This is a genomic window from Streptomyces coacervatus, from assembly GCF_029223485.1.
GTDB lineage: Bacteria > Actinomycetota > Actinomycetes > Streptomycetales > Streptomycetaceae > Streptomyces > Streptomyces coacervatus.
Genome location: NZ_JARHTP010000001.1, coordinates 13,215 through 26,823, shown reverse-complemented (window position 1 = coordinate 26,823; position 13,609 = coordinate 13,215). Strand labels below are relative to the sequence as shown.

Genomic DNA, 13,609 nt, shown 5'->3' with positions numbered 1-13,609 from the left:
GCCGCTTTGACCACTCGTCCCCCTTGTTGCATAGCGTAATCGTACGCATGAGTCACTCATTGGAGTGATCGCTGGGTACGAGGGCGGCCTTCCTCGTGATCCTTAACTCTGCGACGAGACGCAGGAGTTCACAAGGAAGGCTGTGGTTATGAGTGTGCTGGCGCAGGTCGGCGAACAAGGCGTGTTCGCGGAACTGTCACGCTTTCGGACGGCCTCCTACGGGTGCCTGTCCGCGCGGGCAGATGCGTTCTTCGAACTGACCGATGCACTGCTGTGCGCGGACGGGCCGGTCAGGACACCGGTCGAGCTGTCGCTGATCGCCGAGCATCAGCGCAGCTACGGCTCGCTGTACGGCGCGTCGAACCACGGCCGCCTGGACGTGGACCGGCTGCGGGACCTTCTGGCGTCGATGCCACCACCGTCCACCGCGTCAGACCACACTTGCTGATCCTGGAGCGCACGCCCCTCGTGAACGCGGCCCGCGCGGCAGGCGTCACATCCCTGGTGTGCGGCAGCGGCCCGTCGCCGAGGCCGCTTCTCCCCGAGTGGCGATGGCTCGGCTGGACGCTCACCGAGCACATTGAGCATCTCGACGCCGATCCCGGGCCGCAGGCAGAGCCCGTGCAGGAGGGCCTGTTCACCGCATAGCGTCTTGAGGCGTCGTGGCGGAGATCACTTGCGGGGAGTGGACACCCCCACCGTGAATAGTAGAATTAACTCATGAGGTGAGGGCGTAGCCCGCACCGGCCAACCGCCAAAAGAGGAGCAGATGCTCGCCACCCCGACAATCATCGACGCCATTACCGTCACGGGCGCCCACGCCCTGGAGTGCGGCGAATGCGAAGGCGGCGGCACCGTCACCTACATGCACGGGCCGTACGAGCACACTCGCGAGTGCGACACCTGTCACGGCACTGGCCGACACCTCCCCTGCCCCGCATGCAGCGACGGCACCAGCCCCGACACGGGCGACACCTGCCCCACCTGCGAAGGCTTCGCAGCCCTCATCTGACCCAAAATAGGCCACTACCCAAAAGGAGCTTCGATGATCCTCGGAAACTCACTCACCGCGGAAGCCCCGGTCTCAAGCAGTAAGACCAACACGACCATCAGCCCCGACGGCACGATCCGCCTCGCCATCACCTTGCATGACGGCGCCATCCAGCACTTCGAGCACCCGCCCGCCGGCACCTGCACGGACTGGCGGGTCGCCGAACTCGAAGCCCTCGACTCGGGCTTCACCTTCGACGAGCCCGTCACCGAACAGTGGGGCCACGCACTCACCCTTATCGCCAGCAACTCCCTTACCTGAACGGCCAGGAGGCCAGCATGGAAGACTTCGAGAAGCACACCGGCGTGACGCTCGCCCGGGTGACCCCCAAGGGCATGCTCCGCCCGTTCGGCGAAGTGCGCGGACATGCCACCGACCCCATCAGTGGACAGAGGCTCGTGATGGTGCAGTGGCCCGGCGCACCCAAGCCCCTCCCGTACGAGCCCGACGAGCTCGCCATCGTCGACTGACCCAGAAATAGGTCAGTGCACATCTTCGTGTTAGGTTCTGAGTGATGTCAGGCCCTGGCACGGCCCGACCATCCATCCACACCTCCGGACGGGCAGCGACCCCCCGCGCCCCGCCCGCCCGGAACGGCTCGTCAGATACGAGCCACCCCTCCGGCCGGGACCCGCACCCCCCTGCGGGTCCCGGCCAACCCATGGAGCAACCAACATGCCTGCCCTGAACAACCACCACGACATGCGCCACACCAGCCACGACGACGCCCTTTACGAGGCCCTCGTCCTCGAGCGATACGGCCGCTCCCTGCAGGAAATCCTGTGGGAGGAAACGAAGCGCCCGCTGCCCGAACTCCTCAAGGAACGCCACCGCCGCCCCGCGCTCCCGGCCCCGCCCGCCGTCCGGCGCCAGCCGCGACCGGACCCGGACGCCGCCGCGCACCTCGCCGCCCTCCTGGAGGCCGACGTCCCGCGCCACAGGCGGGCCGCGTGACCGAGGAACAGTTCCGCCGGCACGTCCGCAAGATCGCAGCCCTCCGCGGCTGGACTCTCACCTATCACACCCACAACTCGCAGCGCAGCGACGCAGGATGGCCCGACGAGGTCTACGGACATCCCAGGGCCAAACGCATCATCTTCGCCGAGTTCAAGTCCGACACCGGACGTATACGCCCCGCTCAGCGCGACTGGCTCAAGCACTTCGCTGCCTGCGGCCTCGAAACCGCACTGTGGCGGCCCAAAGACCTCGACCACATCGTGAACGTCCTCGCCCCCGACGGCCCCCGCGCCCAACTACCCGACAACTTCTGACAAAGGAAGCAGACCCCGTGCACGACCGCCCCAAGCAGCACTCCGAGATCCCTCCGATGCCCGGAGCCACGTGGTGCAACTCCTGCGACAGTTGGTTCAACCCCATCACCAACACCTGCCGCTGCAACAACCGCTGACCACCCCAGGGAACAACCGCCATGAATCACTCTGCTCGCGCGACCAACCACACGACGGCATCCTCCGCGCCCCTCGGCCCGGACCGCGAGCAGAGCACCCCCACGCCAGGCACCGGCACCGAACTGGCCTTCGCCGAAGTCGCCCGCCTGGCCAACGAACTGTGCGAACACCTCTCCGACAACCAGTGGCGCACAGCAGCCCGCATCCGGGAACTCGCCGAAGCCGCCCTGCCGACCACCGGAGACCGCTGAATGCACGCCCGCTTCGAATCCCTGCCTGCCCCAACCCGCAGCCAGGAGGCGTACGACACCGCCATGGCCCTGCGCGAGCGGCCCGGCCAGTGGGCGCACATCGACAGCCACCCCAACCTCAACCGGGCCACCAACCAAGGCCACCGCATCCGCACCGGCAAGATCGCCGCGTTCCGCCCCGCCGGCGCCTTCGAAGCCCAGCCCCGCAGCGCGGGCGACGGCACCGCCGACGTCTATGCCCGGTACGTCGGCTCGCTCGCCAAGCAGGAGCTCGAAGACCGGCCGTGACGCCCGCTGGGCCGTCGCCACTCTCCGAACCGTTCTCCGGGGGCCATGCGGCCCGTCCGAGCCCGCGTACGCCCTCGTACGCAGAGACCTCAAAGAGCGTGACGACCATCTCCATCGAGATCGCCCTCGCGGCCAACAACACGTGCAACGACTTCGCCGGGCTGGCCGCCAGCGAGACTGAAGGAGCGCAATGGTCCCGCGAGTTCCACCGTGCACCAGGATCCGACCTTGCCCACATCGCGATCCACGGCGGAGTCATAGAAGTCGGCACCACCGAGGCCGCGCAAGCTGGCACGTAGCCGGGTGAGCGGTGCTGTCGGCCCCGGCGCGGGCCGGTCTTGGCAGCAGACGGCACAGGGCGAAGAGGGGGCACGGATGCGGCGAGTCCCGCCGGTACGGTGCTCCAACTGCGAAGTGATCGCGCGACTCCTGAATGCAGGAACGCGGCGCTCAGCGCGCACCGCGCGAACTGCTGGCGGCTCACACCGCGGAGCGGAGGGACTCGCCGGTTGACCACGGGCGAGCCGTCCGCCACCAGCTTGTTTGGCCCCTTTCTGGGCCCGGGCCACAAAGCGCCCGGAAGGGGACGGAGTTCTTCTGGTGTTGCCCGAGGAGCTACCGGCCTTGGAGAACCCTGTCGAGCATGAGCTTCTGCTGCTGATAATGGCGCCAGGTTGGGGAGCACTGGGGCAGTGTCGGATGGTGATCACGTGGACGGAGAGGGAGGCCAGCTGCCCCGAGGCGGACTGCGGGTGCGAGCTGACCGTAACCAAGGCGGCCCCGCTCACCTACACCGGTCGGCGGAGCCCGACGAGTGGCTGCGGCAAGGTCATGGTGATGACGTCGGAGTGAAGCGGGCCGCTTGGAGCCGCAGTTCTGCCATGCTGAGGCTGCCTGCCCCGGTGGACTCCCCCGTGCCACCGGGGTGGGCTTAGAACTCCTAACGAAATGATCTTCGAGGTGGTTGGATCACTCCGGGACCAATGATCCGGGGGTGCGGGATGGCTCGTCCAAAGCCGTGGGAAGTCGACGACGAGCTGTGGGCGGTCATAGAGCCGCTGCTGCCCAAGGTCGAGCGCCGGACCCGGCATCCTGGGCGCAAGCGGCGTCCGGACCGGCTGGTGTTCCAGGGCATCCTGTTCGTGCTGCACACCGGGATCTCCTGGGAACACCTGCCGCAGGAGCTCGGCTTCGGGTCGGGGATGACCTGCTGGCGGCGCCTGGCCGAGTGGACCGAGGCCGGCGTGTGGTCCCGGCTGCACGAGGTCCTCCTCGCCAAGCTCCGCAGCGCGAACGCCCTGGACTTCTCCCGGGCGGCCGTCGACGGCTCCCACATCCGCGCGTTAAAGGGGGCTCCAAGACCGGACGAAGCCCCGTTGACCGGGGCAGGACGGGCAGCAAGCATCACCTGATCACCGACGCCACGGGCATCCCGCTCGCCGCCACCCTGACCGGCGGCAACCGCAACGACGTCACCCAGTTGATCCCCCTGCTCCAGGCCGTGCCGCCGGTGCGGGGCAAGCGCGGCCGGCCCCGGCGCCGCCCGGACGCGGTCCTCGCGGACCGCGGCTACGACCATGACAAGTACCGCCGCCTGGTCTGGGACCTCGGCGTGAAACCACTGATCGCCCGCCGCGGCACCGAACACGGCTCCGGTCTGGGCACCCAACGCTGGGTCGTGGAACGCGCCTTCGCGCACCTGCACTGGTTCCGCCGCTTACGGATTCGCTGGGAGATACGCGACGACATCCACGAAGCATTCCTCACCTTGGGATGCGCACTCATCTGTTGGAGGCGTCTCACCCCACGACGGCAGACGGCCCCTGTACCGCATGGGCCGTGAACTGTAGAGGCTGGTCAGTGCACGCGTTCACCGCACTCTGCTGGGAACAGGGCGGCGCTGGGCGGCAGTTCGGCTGGACGCCGTCCCGTCACCCGCAGGCACGCTTCAGCAGAGCCGTCCACGGGTGGGTATTCGAGGGCAACCTCATCCAGCACGGCGATCTCGCCGCCGACGTGTAGTTCCGCCGCGTGCACGCCGCTCGGGAAACAGCCGGCCAGAGCCCCGAAGGCTGCCGTGTCATTGCTGTCGGCGACGCACTCTCGGATCTCGAAACGCCAGTGTTCGGCCGCATCGGCAAGCAGTGCCCTGCCCCGCTTGCCCAGTCCAGCAAGGAGAGCTGAGCGAGCTCGCAACTGATGGGCGATGGCGCAGCAGATCGGGACTGCTGTGCCGTAGGACGTCGTCACCCGCGTGTACTCGCCGTGGGGATAGGACGACAGGGCCTCATCGACCAGCCCCAACGCGGCGTCCCGCGCCGCCGGGTGACCCTGCTGCGCGATGTCCAGGAGCAGAGGGGTCGCGACCGCGGCCGCAGGAGACACCGCGGCACTGTGGCCCTGGACGATTCCGCCGCCGCCGAGCAGCGAACTGGCCTCAGCCGCCTCCACCAGGTTCGCTGCATCCGCCAGCGCGCGCAGACCGCGGGCGGCACGAGCCGGTTCATACCAGTCGGGATGGCCCGGTATGGCACCCCAGTCCACCGCGTTGATCGCATCCAACACGACAGCATCCTTGCACCTGGCTGCTGCCCACTGCCCCAGGGCCCGACGATGCCTTGTGAGTCATTCCGTTAGGAGTTCTTAGAGCGCCCGGCAGTAGGCGCGCTGGGCGGCTCTTCGGGCACCCCGGCAGCAGAGCAGCCACGAGCCCAGGTGATCACGGAGTTGTCTACGCTCAGTGATCACCGGTGGCTCATGCCTGTCCTGTAATTACGCCTGCTCGAACCGCTGTGGGACCAGAAGCGCGGCCGCACGAGAACGTTGGCCGCGCCGGGTTCAGGGGCAGGTGGCGGTTGCCAACCACCAGGCTGCGGAGAAGCGGACGCCGTCGGGGTGTTCGTACGGACGTAGTGCGGTGGTGACCGCGTCCAGGGCCTGGTTGACGGTCGTGCGGTCGGCGCCGTGCAGTTGGTGGCGCACGGGTCCGGAGCTGAGGAAGAACGTGGCCGCGTCGGCGGCGTCGCGGCCGTAGATCATTGGCACGGTGACGGGTGTCGTGGTCACGTCGTGGAAGCCGGCTTGGCTGAGCACGTGGTGGATCCGGGGCGGGTCGGCCAGGGAGAACATGCCGGGCGCGTCGTCCGGGTCGGACGGCGTTGGCGGGTGTCCCAGAAGGGCGGTCACCGGTGCGGTGAACCAGTCGTTGCGGTGCATGTCCTGCGGGCAGACGAAGGCGAGTCGGCCGCCGGGTCGCAGCGCCCGAAGGATGTTGGTGAACGCGGCGACGGGATCGGCGAAGAACATGATCGCGCCGCGGCTGATGGCCACGTCGTACGCGGCCTCGTCGAAGGGATGGATCTGGGCGTCGCCTTGCTGGAACTGCACGTTGCCGATGCCTTGTTCGGTCGCGGTTGCGCGGGCCCTGGCCAGCATCGGCGCGGACAGGTCGATGCCCATGGCACGACGTGCCCGGCGGGCGGCCAGCCGGGTGGTCTGCCCGGTTCCGCAGCCGATGTCGAGCACCTGCTGGTCTTCGGAGAGGGCGGCTGCAGCGAGCAGTGGATTGTTGACCCCGCCCACCGCCGCGTCCCACCGGTCGGCGTGATCGGCCCAGTGGTGGCCTTCGTAACCGTTCCATGCTTCGGCCTGTTCGGTGTTCACAAGGGGATGGATGGTCATCTGTGACGCCTCCTCAGGGATGCGAGTGTGTATATGGGTTCAGCCGGCGGCCGCAACGGCGCGGCCGACCGTGGCGGGCGTGCGGGCTGCGGCACGCAGCCGGGCCAGGGACACCAGGTGCAGGGCGACCGCGAGCGGGACCGCCGTGGTGGGGATGAGGGCGAGCGGCAGCAGCGCGACGGGCGCTGTTGTCGGGGTCACGTGCGGCAGGGGGCTCGGTCCGACTCCGGCGAGGAAGCCGAGGCTCACCGCCACGACCAGGTCCACCAGGCCCATGATGTTGAAGGACAGCGCCCCCGACCAGTGGGTGCCGCGGGCCAGTCGGGGCGTCACGAACGGCGCAGACACGCCGACCGCCATGTCGCCGAGGCCGGCCGGGATAGCGAAGACAGCGGGCAGCTTGCCGAGCGCCGCTACGACGAGGAAGACCACGCCGACCACCCGCACCGTCTGCGGCAGGGCCAGCCGGGCCGGGGTGGCGGGGTCGGTGAGGATGCGCAATCACCGGGACGAGGGTGGCCAGCAACGCGACGGCCAGGGCGCCACCCGCGGCGAGGCCGATCCACGGCCGGGAGGTTGGTGGGGTCCTGCCGGTACGCACCGGCTGCGGCGAGCAGGCCGGCCGCCACGATCCAGCCACTCCACGCCGCCACGGCCCCCGCCGCGATGGCCCGGCCGCGTGCCAGACCCGCGGCGATCGCTCCCTGGTACAGGACGGCGCAGGTGGTGGCGGGGATCCCGATCACCCCGACGAGGACCAGCACCCATACATTGCTCGGCAGCACATCCATGGCAAACTCTCTCGGCTGGCGAACGATCTGTTCGTTTCCGAACACCCTGTCCGAGTATCGTTTCGGGTAGCGGGCGCCCGTCAACAACCAATCCGCGGCAGGGATCCGCTACCGAACAGGGCACGGTGGGGTGTCCGGAAATTCAGGGAGGCCGGCATGGCAGGTCAGGACCGTCGCGTTCGGCGCACGCGCCGAACCCTGCACGACGCGCTGATCGAGCTCGTCCTGGAGCGGGCCTACGAGCGCATCACCGTGCAGGACATCCTTGATCGGGCCGATGTCGGCCGGTCGACCTTCTATGCGCATTTCCGCGACAAGGACGCGCTCCTGGTTGCCGGTTTCGACGAGATGCGAGAGGAGCTACGACGCGAGCTCGACGCGATGTCGCCCAGCACCCCGCCGTCCGACCCCGCGCGCCCGGCGGCGATCATCTTCGAGCACGCCTACCGCCACCAGCGGGTCTACCTGGCGCTGTGCGGCAGGCAGGGCGGCAACCTCGTGTACCGGCACCTGCACCGCCTGATCGGTGACCTGGCGCGCGAGCACCTGCGACCGCACCTCGCCGCCGCCGGAACCGAGCTGCCCGCCGAGGTGGTCGCCGAGTTCTATACCAGCAGCGTCCTGGCCCTGCTGGCCTGGTGGGTCGACCAGGGCTTCCCGCGCGACCCCGACTGGCTCGCCCGCGCGCACCAGACGCTGGCCGTTCCCGGCCTGCTCGCGGCCCTGGGCCAGCCAGGCCCAGCGCCGGCTGCCCACCCGTGAGCACCCGGCGGCGACCGCCTTGATTACGACGCGACGGCAGCAAGCCAGGCCACACACCCATCGCAGCCGACCGTAGACATCGGCCCGCCTGCGCCAGCAGCCGCGGACGCAACAGGCCGCATCTGGATCCTCATTCGCCAGTCCGCTGCCGACCACCGGCCCCGGGGCGCCCACTCCGGGCCGGAGGACACGGCACTCTCGGGAGGCAAGGAGCAGATCCAGTGGCGGGGCTGTCAGAGTTCCGGCTCTTCCTGATCACTGGGGGACTCGTGCCTGCCATCATGCCTGCTCAAACCGCTGTGGGACCAGTTCGTGGCGCTGCTGCCCGAGCACGTCGACACCCACCCGCTCGGCTGCCACAACCCGCGCATCCCCGACCGGGTCGTCTTCGATCACATCATCGCCGCTGGTGCACGGCTCCGGCTACGAGGGCATCGCGGGCCCCGGCTGCTCGGACCGCACGATCAGACGCCGCGTCAAGTACGGGGCCCAGTTCGGGAAAGCCGAGCAGATCCACGCGCTCGCCGTGCAAGCGTACGACCGCATGATCGGCCTGTCGCTTGACGAACTGTCCGTGGACGGCTGTAACACCAAGGCCCCGTGCGGCGGCGAGGCCGCCGGCCGCTCCCCCGTGGATCGGGGCAAGCAGGGCCTGAAGCGGTCGGTGGCCACAGAGGCCGCCGGCGTCCCGCTCGGCATCGTGGTGGGCCAACCGCCACGACTCACCGCTGCTCGTGCCCACCCTCAAGGCCGCCGACGAGCAGGTCGGCGGCCTTCCCGACCAAGTCAACGTGGACCTGGACCGCGGCTACGAACGGCTTCGGCAAGCTGCGGCGCTGCACCGAAAAACGCAGCCGCGTCGTGGACTTCTACCTCTACCTGTCCGCGGCGATCGTCACACTGCGTATGCTCGTCCGCCGCGCGCCGCCGCGCTACCGCTGGGACGGCCGCCCCACTACCAAGCGCCTGAAGTGACATCTACTGCCGGGCGCTCTTATCTGCCTGGCCGCGAACACGTCGCTGGCCAGGAGGCCCGTCCGCGGGAAGCTCCGTTTCCACGGCAGAGGTTTTATCCGGCTTCGTCCTTCAGGCGGGCCGGGTCCAGGACGGTGATGCGGCCGCGGGCCAGGCGCAGCAGGTCGCGGTCGGCGTACTCGCGCAGGACTTTGGTGCAGGTCTCGCGTGAGGTGCCGGCGAGGGCGGCGAGCTGTTCGTGGGTGAGGGCAATCTGCGGGTGGCGGGTGCCGGGCCGCAAGGGGCCAGCTGGTGGCTGGGCGGTGGTGAGGGTGACCAGGGTGGTGGCGATGCGCTGGGCGACGGACTTGAAGACGCTGTCGGACAGGCGCTGTTCGAGGTCGGCGAGGCGGCTGCCGAGGATCGCCGTGATACGGGCGGAGATGCGGGCGTCGGACAGCAGGAGACGGTGAACATCAGCGCGGCTCATCACGCACACGACCGCGTCGTCGAGGGCTTCGGCGTAGTTGTCGTGCATGCGCTGCCCGAGGAGCACCATCTCGCCGAAGATGGTGCCCGGTGTGATGATCGCGGTGGTCAGTGCCCGGCCGTCGGCGGAGACGCGGAAGATGCGTACCCGGCCCTTTTTGAGGATGAACAGCACCTCGCACGGCTGGGTCGGGGAGTACAGCATGTCCCCGGCCGTGTAGGTCTTCATCGGTGCGGCGGCGGCGATGGCCTGCATTTCCTGCTCGGACAGGTCGCAGAAGATGTCGACCTCGGCCAGGCACCAGGTCTTCTCGGCGTCGAGACCGGCGTCGATCATGTGGTGTGTCTCCTCGCGGCGTCCCGGTGCCCAGGGTGGTGGCGCGGCGCCCCACGCCGGGCTGGCCAGCGCGTCGGCGCCCTCGGCCAGACAGTAGGGCACCGCAAGCCCGTCCGGAGTGCTGCCGCGCAGGGCAGCACCCGGCGGCGGTATGCCCGGGCCATCGGCCTGTGCAGGTGGTATCGGCGTCATTCTCCGGCCGGGCCCGTCCGCCTGCCCATCACCTGCGCGATGTAGGAGAAGGCCAGGCCGGCCAGCAGCCCGAAGACCACGTGGGCGCCGAGGCTGGAGCGGGTGACGGCGTTCCATTCGAAGACCGGCATGCCCAGGTTGGCGGGCATGATCCACAAGGCTCCGATGACCCACCAGACGGCGCCGTAGGCCAGGCCAAGGACGACGGCGGGTGCCATCTTCTGGGCGAACTGGCCCAACAGCACGCCGAAGGTAGTGCCGGCGAAGACGGCGATGGCCAGGTGGATCAGCCAGCCGACGAAGGTATTCGTAGAGCCGAGGAGACCGGCGATCATGGTGATGATCGCGGTGTCCATCGTCGGTCTCGACACCGAGAACCAGATGCCCATCCCGACGCCACCGACCACGCCGGCCGCGGCGCCCCATACGGCGTGGACCGGAATGACGGCGGTTCTTGGGGATACCTGCACGGTGGTAGCCATCATGGGAATCCTCTCCTGCTGCGGGATCCTGCTTCCGCTCCGACGCTAGGACTGACGGGGTGCGCAGGTATGTGAGGGCGCTTACGTACGCGTCGGTAGGTGATGCGGCGATCCGGGGACGTCTCGGTGATCAACAGCGGCGATGAGAACCGGTCTGAGCCTGGCGGTGGCCATGCGGGGGGTCTCCGGAGACCGCGAGCCATGGCGCGAAGGGTCCGCTGCTGCATCGGCAAAGACCTGCGCGACCTGGAGCGCAAGCTGCTGGAGCCGCCGCAGTCCGCGAACGCCTGACTGGTTGTCCGGCAGGAGTCGGGCCACCGGTCTCTGGCTGATCAGTCCTCGCAGGCCGTAGTGCACCATGGCATCCGGGTGCGCTGAGCCCTCTCACCGACGGTGGAACCGACCAACTGATGTCCTGAGCGAGTCAGCCCGAGCTCTTCTTGGGCCCCGCGAACTTTTCTTGGCTGCATGTGTCGATCGCGGGCGAGGCCCGTTCGTAGTTGGGTGAGAGACGGGAAGTGCCCGCCCATCACGAGGAGCACCACCATGACGAAGTACATGTTGTCCGTCCACAGCGTCGAGGGCGAGGCTCGCACTCCGATGACCGACGAGGAGATGCAGCAGTCCCACAAGCAGCTCGGCGTCCTTGAGCACGAGATGAAGTCGTCCGGCGCCTGGGTGTTCTCCGGCCGCCTGCACGGGCCCGACACCGCGACCGTCGTGCGCATGTCCGGGAACGAGGCGCTGACCACCGACGGGCCGTTCGTGGAGTCGAGGGAGCACCTCGGCGGCTTCTACATCATCGAGGCCCAGGACCTCGATGCCGCCCTCGCCCTGGCGTCGAAGGTCACCGAAATCATCAAGGCGCCGATCGAGGTCCGTCCCTTCGCGGACACATCCGGAGCCTGACCTTGCCGGTCGTCGACGAGGCCGCGGTCGGCCGGATCTTCCGCGAGGAGTCCGGCCGGTCGGTGGCTGCCCTGATCCGCGTCTTCGGTGACATCGACGTCGCCGAGGATGCGGTGCAGGAGGCGTTCGCCGTCGCCCTGCGCACGTGGCCGGGCGGCGGTCTGCCGCCCAACCCGGGCGGCTGGATCACGACGACCGCCCGCAGGCGTGCCATCGACCGCCTGCGCCGTGAGGCGCGTGAGCGTGAACTGCTCAGCAAAGCGGCGGCGCTCGCGCTCGGCACCGACGATCCCGGCATGCCCGACGAGGTGGGCCCCGTGCAGGATGACCGGCTTCGCCTCATCTTCACCTGCTGCCACCCGGCGCTCTCCACCGAGGCGCAGGTGGCGCTCACCCTCCGGCTGCTGGGCGGCCTGTCCACGAAGGAGGTCGCACGGTCCTTCCTGGTGGCCGAACCGACGATGGCGCAACGTCTCGTGCGGGCGAAGCACAAGATCAAGGCCGCCCGCATCCCCTACCGCGTGCCGGAGGATCACGAGCTGCCCGGCCGCCTGCGCCCCGTGCTTGCCGTCGTCTACCTCGTCTATAACGCCGGGCTGACCAGCCCGGCAGAACAGGGGCTCTGCCCTGAGGCGATCCGGCTGGCACGGACCCTGGCGACGCTCATGCCCGATGAGCCGGAGGTGGCCGGCCTGTTGGCGCTGTTGCTCCTGACCGAATCCCGTCGCCCGTCGCGCATCCGGTCCGACGGCTCGCTGTTGCTGCTCGGTGAGCAGGACCGCAGCCGATGGGATCGGGCCCTGATCGAGGAGGGTCAGGCGATCGTCCGACGGTGCCTTCGCCGCAACGAACCCGGTGTGTATCAGCTCCAGGCCGCCATCAATGCCGTACATGCGGACGCTGCGACCTTCGAGCGGACCGATTGGCCGCAGATCGTCGCCCTGTACGACCAGTTGCTTACGCTCGCCCCCACGCCGGTCGTGGCCCTCAACCGCGCCATCGCCATCGGTGAAGTGCACGGCCCCGCTGCCGCACTGGCTCTGGTGGACGAGTTGGACCTGGACACCTACCACGCCTTCCACGCCACACGAGCCGATCTGCTGCGGCGGCTGGGCCGGAACAGCGAGGCCACGGCCGCCTACGAGCGTGCGGCCGCCCTGGCACCGACGGACGCCGAGCGGGACTTCCTCAGGCTGGGTGGCCGAGACGCACGCTGAGCAAACCGGTGACTTCGCCGGATCCGCAGGCTCCGATCCGGCCCATGCCGATAGGACTCGACCCTGATCTTCTCACCAGGCCGCGATGCGTCGTCCGAAGCCACCCGACCGGAGAACCCTGCACCCCGGCACCTACTACTTGGCCATCCTCACCCACAGCAAACCTCAAGCCCGGGCGACGACTACCTGGGGCCACCCGCCCGCCGGCGGACCAGTGGGTGGAGCCGGATGAGCGGACAGTCGGTCCGTCGAGGAGACTTTGTCCGGCATCCGGCGACAGGTCTATGAGCTCGGCCAGGCATCGTTGGCCGGACGGGCTCACGCGTTCAGCGGCTGGCCGGTTTCCAGGAGGGTCTTGAGTCCGCTCAGGACGCGCATCCATCCGGTGCCAGCGACGCGTGCGGCTGTCTTGGGGGACTCTTCGAGGTGGTCGTGCATGACGGTGAGCAGGCAGATGCGGTCCTGGTCGGGCTCGATGTGCCAGGTCACGCGGCTCGACTGCTCGGCCGCGAGGTCGGGGTCGTAGAGACCGCGATAGCCGACGACGAGTCGGTGCGGCGGGTCGGCGTCCAGGACAGTCTCGTCGCCCCACAGGGCGGAGCGGTCCGGCGAGTGGTAGCGAAACGGTGAGCCGATCTCGCCCGTCGTCTCGACGCGGGCGCCATAGAGGTACCGGGAGCTCAGTTCAGGCTCGGTGATCGCGTCCCAGATCTGGTCCGCGCTGGCGCGGATGAAGACGTGGTAACGCTGCGGTGCGGGCCGGGATGCGGTGGTCATGTCTCCTCCTTGTGTGGTG

The 13,609-nt window shown here is 68.9% G+C and carries 20 protein-coding genes and 1 pseudogene; 15 read left to right on the top strand and 6 right to left on the bottom strand.

Going from position 1 to position 13,609, the window contains the following annotated elements; genetic code table 11:
* The first annotated feature begins 148 nt into the window (after positions 1-148).
* The 11 genes from P2Q00_RS00185 (at position 149) to P2Q00_RS00135 (ending at position 4,842) form a co-directional block, all read left to right on the top strand.
* A complete protein-coding gene (locus P2Q00_RS00185; protein ID WP_275768316.1) occupies positions 149-448 on the top strand; it encodes a transposase in 300 nt (99 codons plus the stop codon).
* On the top strand, positions 442-648 hold the full coding sequence (locus P2Q00_RS00180) for a hypothetical protein (RefSeq protein ID WP_275768314.1): 207 nt from the start codon (positions 442-444) through the stop codon (positions 646-648). The genes P2Q00_RS00185 and P2Q00_RS00180 overlap by 7 nt, the downstream gene beginning before the upstream one ends.
* A gap of 121 nt (positions 649-769) precedes the next feature.
* Positions 770-1,012, top strand: a complete 243-nt coding sequence (locus P2Q00_RS00175) for a hypothetical protein (RefSeq protein WP_275768312.1) — start codon at positions 770-772, stop codon at positions 1,010-1,012.
* A gap of 33 nt (positions 1,013-1,045) precedes the next feature.
* Positions 1,046-1,312: a hypothetical protein gene (locus P2Q00_RS00170; protein WP_275768310.1), complete on the top strand. Its 267-nt coding sequence runs from the start codon at positions 1,046-1,048 to the stop codon at positions 1,310-1,312.
* A gap of 17 nt (positions 1,313-1,329) precedes the next feature.
* The gene (locus P2Q00_RS00165) at positions 1,330-1,521 is read left to right on the top strand and encodes a hypothetical protein (RefSeq protein WP_275768308.1); all 192 of its coding nucleotides are present in this window, start codon (positions 1,330-1,332) and stop codon (positions 1,519-1,521) included.
* Positions 1,522-1,726: 205 nt separating this feature from the next.
* Entirely contained in the window at positions 1,727-2,005 is a 279-nt protein-coding gene (locus tag P2Q00_RS00160; RefSeq protein WP_275768305.1) for a hypothetical protein, read from the top strand.
* A complete protein-coding gene (locus tag P2Q00_RS00155; RefSeq protein ID WP_275768302.1) occupies positions 2,002-2,322 on the top strand; it encodes a VRR-NUC domain-containing protein in 321 nt (106 codons plus the stop codon). Before P2Q00_RS00160 ends, P2Q00_RS00155 begins: the two co-directional genes overlap by 4 nt.
* A 158-nt stretch (positions 2,323-2,480) precedes the next feature.
* Positions 2,481-2,711, top strand: coding sequence for a hypothetical protein (locus P2Q00_RS00150; RefSeq protein ID WP_275768299.1), 231 nt, complete (start codon positions 2,481-2,483; stop codon positions 2,709-2,711).
* Positions 2,712-2,999 (top strand): hypothetical protein, encoded by a 288-nt coding sequence (locus P2Q00_RS00145; protein WP_275768297.1) that lies wholly within the window; start codon positions 2,712-2,714, stop codon positions 2,997-2,999.
* A gap of 98 nt (positions 3,000-3,097) precedes the next feature.
* Positions 3,098-3,298, top strand: coding sequence for a poly-gamma-glutamate hydrolase family protein (locus tag P2Q00_RS00140; RefSeq protein ID WP_275768295.1), 201 nt, complete (start codon positions 3,098-3,100; stop codon positions 3,296-3,298).
* Positions 3,299-4,000: 702 nt separating this feature from the next.
* A protein-coding gene (locus P2Q00_RS00135; RefSeq protein WP_275768292.1) for an IS5 family transposase occupies positions 4,001-4,842 on the top strand; the annotation gives its coding sequence in 2 pieces (ribosomal slippage) (positions 4,001-4,327 and positions 4,330-4,842; 840 coding nt in all).
* Between the two features lie 14 nt (positions 4,843-4,856).
* On the opposite strand, the gene P2Q00_RS00130 is transcribed toward P2Q00_RS00135, so the two are convergent.
* The 3 genes from P2Q00_RS00130 to P2Q00_RS00120 form a co-directional block, all read right to left on the bottom strand.
* Complete coding sequence (locus P2Q00_RS00130; protein WP_275768289.1) at positions 4,857-5,564, bottom strand: hypothetical protein; 708 nt, start codon at positions 5,562-5,564, stop codon at positions 4,857-4,859.
* Between the two features lie 273 nt (positions 5,565-5,837).
* Complete coding sequence (locus P2Q00_RS00125) at positions 5,838-6,680, bottom strand: class I SAM-dependent methyltransferase (RefSeq protein WP_338059285.1); 843 nt, start codon at positions 6,678-6,680, stop codon at positions 5,838-5,840.
* Between the two features lie 39 nt (positions 6,681-6,719).
* A complete protein-coding gene (locus P2Q00_RS00120) occupies positions 6,720-7,181 on the bottom strand; it encodes a DUF8737 domain-containing protein (protein WP_275768287.1) in 462 nt (153 codons plus the stop codon).
* Positions 7,182-7,195: 14 nt separating this feature from the next.
* Between P2Q00_RS00120 and P2Q00_RS00115 the strand changes: the two genes are divergently transcribed.
* Both P2Q00_RS00115 and P2Q00_RS00110 read left to right on the top strand, forming a co-directional pair.
* Positions 7,196-8,233 carry a TetR/AcrR family transcriptional regulator gene (locus P2Q00_RS00115; RefSeq protein WP_275768285.1) on the top strand — a complete coding sequence of 346 codons (1,038 nt, stop codon included), beginning with the start codon at positions 7,196-7,198 and terminating at the stop codon, positions 8,231-8,233.
* A gap of 273 nt (positions 8,234-8,506) precedes the next feature.
* Positions 8,507-9,208 (top strand): annotated as a pseudogene (locus P2Q00_RS00110) (IS5/IS1182 family transposase).
* Between the two features lie 94 nt (positions 9,209-9,302).
* Here P2Q00_RS00110 and P2Q00_RS00105 read toward each other — a convergent pair.
* Both P2Q00_RS00105 and P2Q00_RS00100 read right to left on the bottom strand, forming a co-directional pair.
* Positions 9,303-10,205: a Crp/Fnr family transcriptional regulator gene (locus tag P2Q00_RS00105; protein WP_275768283.1), complete on the bottom strand. Its 903-nt coding sequence runs from the start codon at positions 10,203-10,205 to the stop codon at positions 9,303-9,305.
* Complete coding sequence (locus P2Q00_RS00100) at positions 10,202-10,690, bottom strand: hypothetical protein (RefSeq protein WP_275768280.1); 489 nt, start codon at positions 10,688-10,690, stop codon at positions 10,202-10,204. Before P2Q00_RS00100 ends, P2Q00_RS00105 begins: the two co-directional genes overlap by 4 nt.
* Before the next feature lie 543 nt (positions 10,691-11,233).
* On the opposite strand from P2Q00_RS00100, the gene P2Q00_RS00095 reads away from it, so the two are divergent.
* Positions 11,234-11,596 (top strand): YciI family protein, encoded by a 363-nt coding sequence (locus tag P2Q00_RS00095; RefSeq protein ID WP_275768278.1) that lies wholly within the window; start codon positions 11,234-11,236, stop codon positions 11,594-11,596.
* Positions 11,597-11,598: 2 nt separating this feature from the next.
* A complete protein-coding gene (locus P2Q00_RS00090) occupies positions 11,599-12,813 on the top strand; it encodes an RNA polymerase sigma factor (protein ID WP_275768276.1) in 1,215 nt (404 codons plus the stop codon).
* Between the two features lie 318 nt (positions 12,814-13,131).
* On the opposite strand, the gene P2Q00_RS00085 is transcribed toward P2Q00_RS00090, so the two are convergent.
* Positions 13,132-13,590, bottom strand: coding sequence for an SRPBCC domain-containing protein (locus P2Q00_RS00085; protein ID WP_275768273.1), 459 nt, complete (start codon positions 13,588-13,590; stop codon positions 13,132-13,134).
* Positions 13,591-13,609: the final 19 nt, after the last annotated feature.

Bases quoted from the DNA above. Each gene is read 5' to 3' on its own strand.
- P2Q00_RS00095 (WP_275768278.1), top strand. From the start codon at position 11,234: ATGACGAAGTACATGTTGTCCGTCCACAGCGTCGAGGGCGAGGCTCGC.
- P2Q00_RS00185 (WP_275768316.1), top strand. From the start codon at position 149: ATGAGTGTGCTGGCGCAGGTCGGCGAACAAGGCGTGTTCGCGGAACTG.
- P2Q00_RS00125 (WP_338059285.1), bottom strand. From the start codon at position 6,680: ATGACCATCCATCCCCTTGTGAACACCGAACAGGCCGAAGCATGGAAC.
- P2Q00_RS00145 (WP_275768297.1), top strand. From the start codon at position 2,712: ATGCACGCCCGCTTCGAATCCCTGCCTGCCCCAACCCGCAGCCAGGAG.
- P2Q00_RS00175 (WP_275768312.1), top strand. From the start codon at position 770: ATGCTCGCCACCCCGACAATCATCGACGCCATTACCGTCACGGGCGCC.
- P2Q00_RS00100 (WP_275768280.1), bottom strand. From the start codon at position 10,690: ATGATGGCTACCACCGTGCAGGTATCCCCAAGAACCGCCGTCATTCCG.
- P2Q00_RS00165 (WP_275768308.1), top strand. From the start codon at position 1,330: ATGGAAGACTTCGAGAAGCACACCGGCGTGACGCTCGCCCGGGTGACC.
- P2Q00_RS00085 (WP_275768273.1), bottom strand. From the start codon at position 13,590: ATGACCACCGCATCCCGGCCCGCACCGCAGCGTTACCACGTCTTCATC.
- P2Q00_RS00105 (WP_275768283.1), bottom strand. From the start codon at position 10,205: ATGACGCCGATACCACCTGCACAGGCCGATGGCCCGGGCATACCGCCG.
- P2Q00_RS00160 (WP_275768305.1), top strand. From the start codon at position 1,727: ATGCCTGCCCTGAACAACCACCACGACATGCGCCACACCAGCCACGAC.
- P2Q00_RS00170 (WP_275768310.1), top strand. From the start codon at position 1,046: ATGATCCTCGGAAACTCACTCACCGCGGAAGCCCCGGTCTCAAGCAGT.
- P2Q00_RS00150 (WP_275768299.1), top strand. From the start codon at position 2,481: ATGAATCACTCTGCTCGCGCGACCAACCACACGACGGCATCCTCCGCG.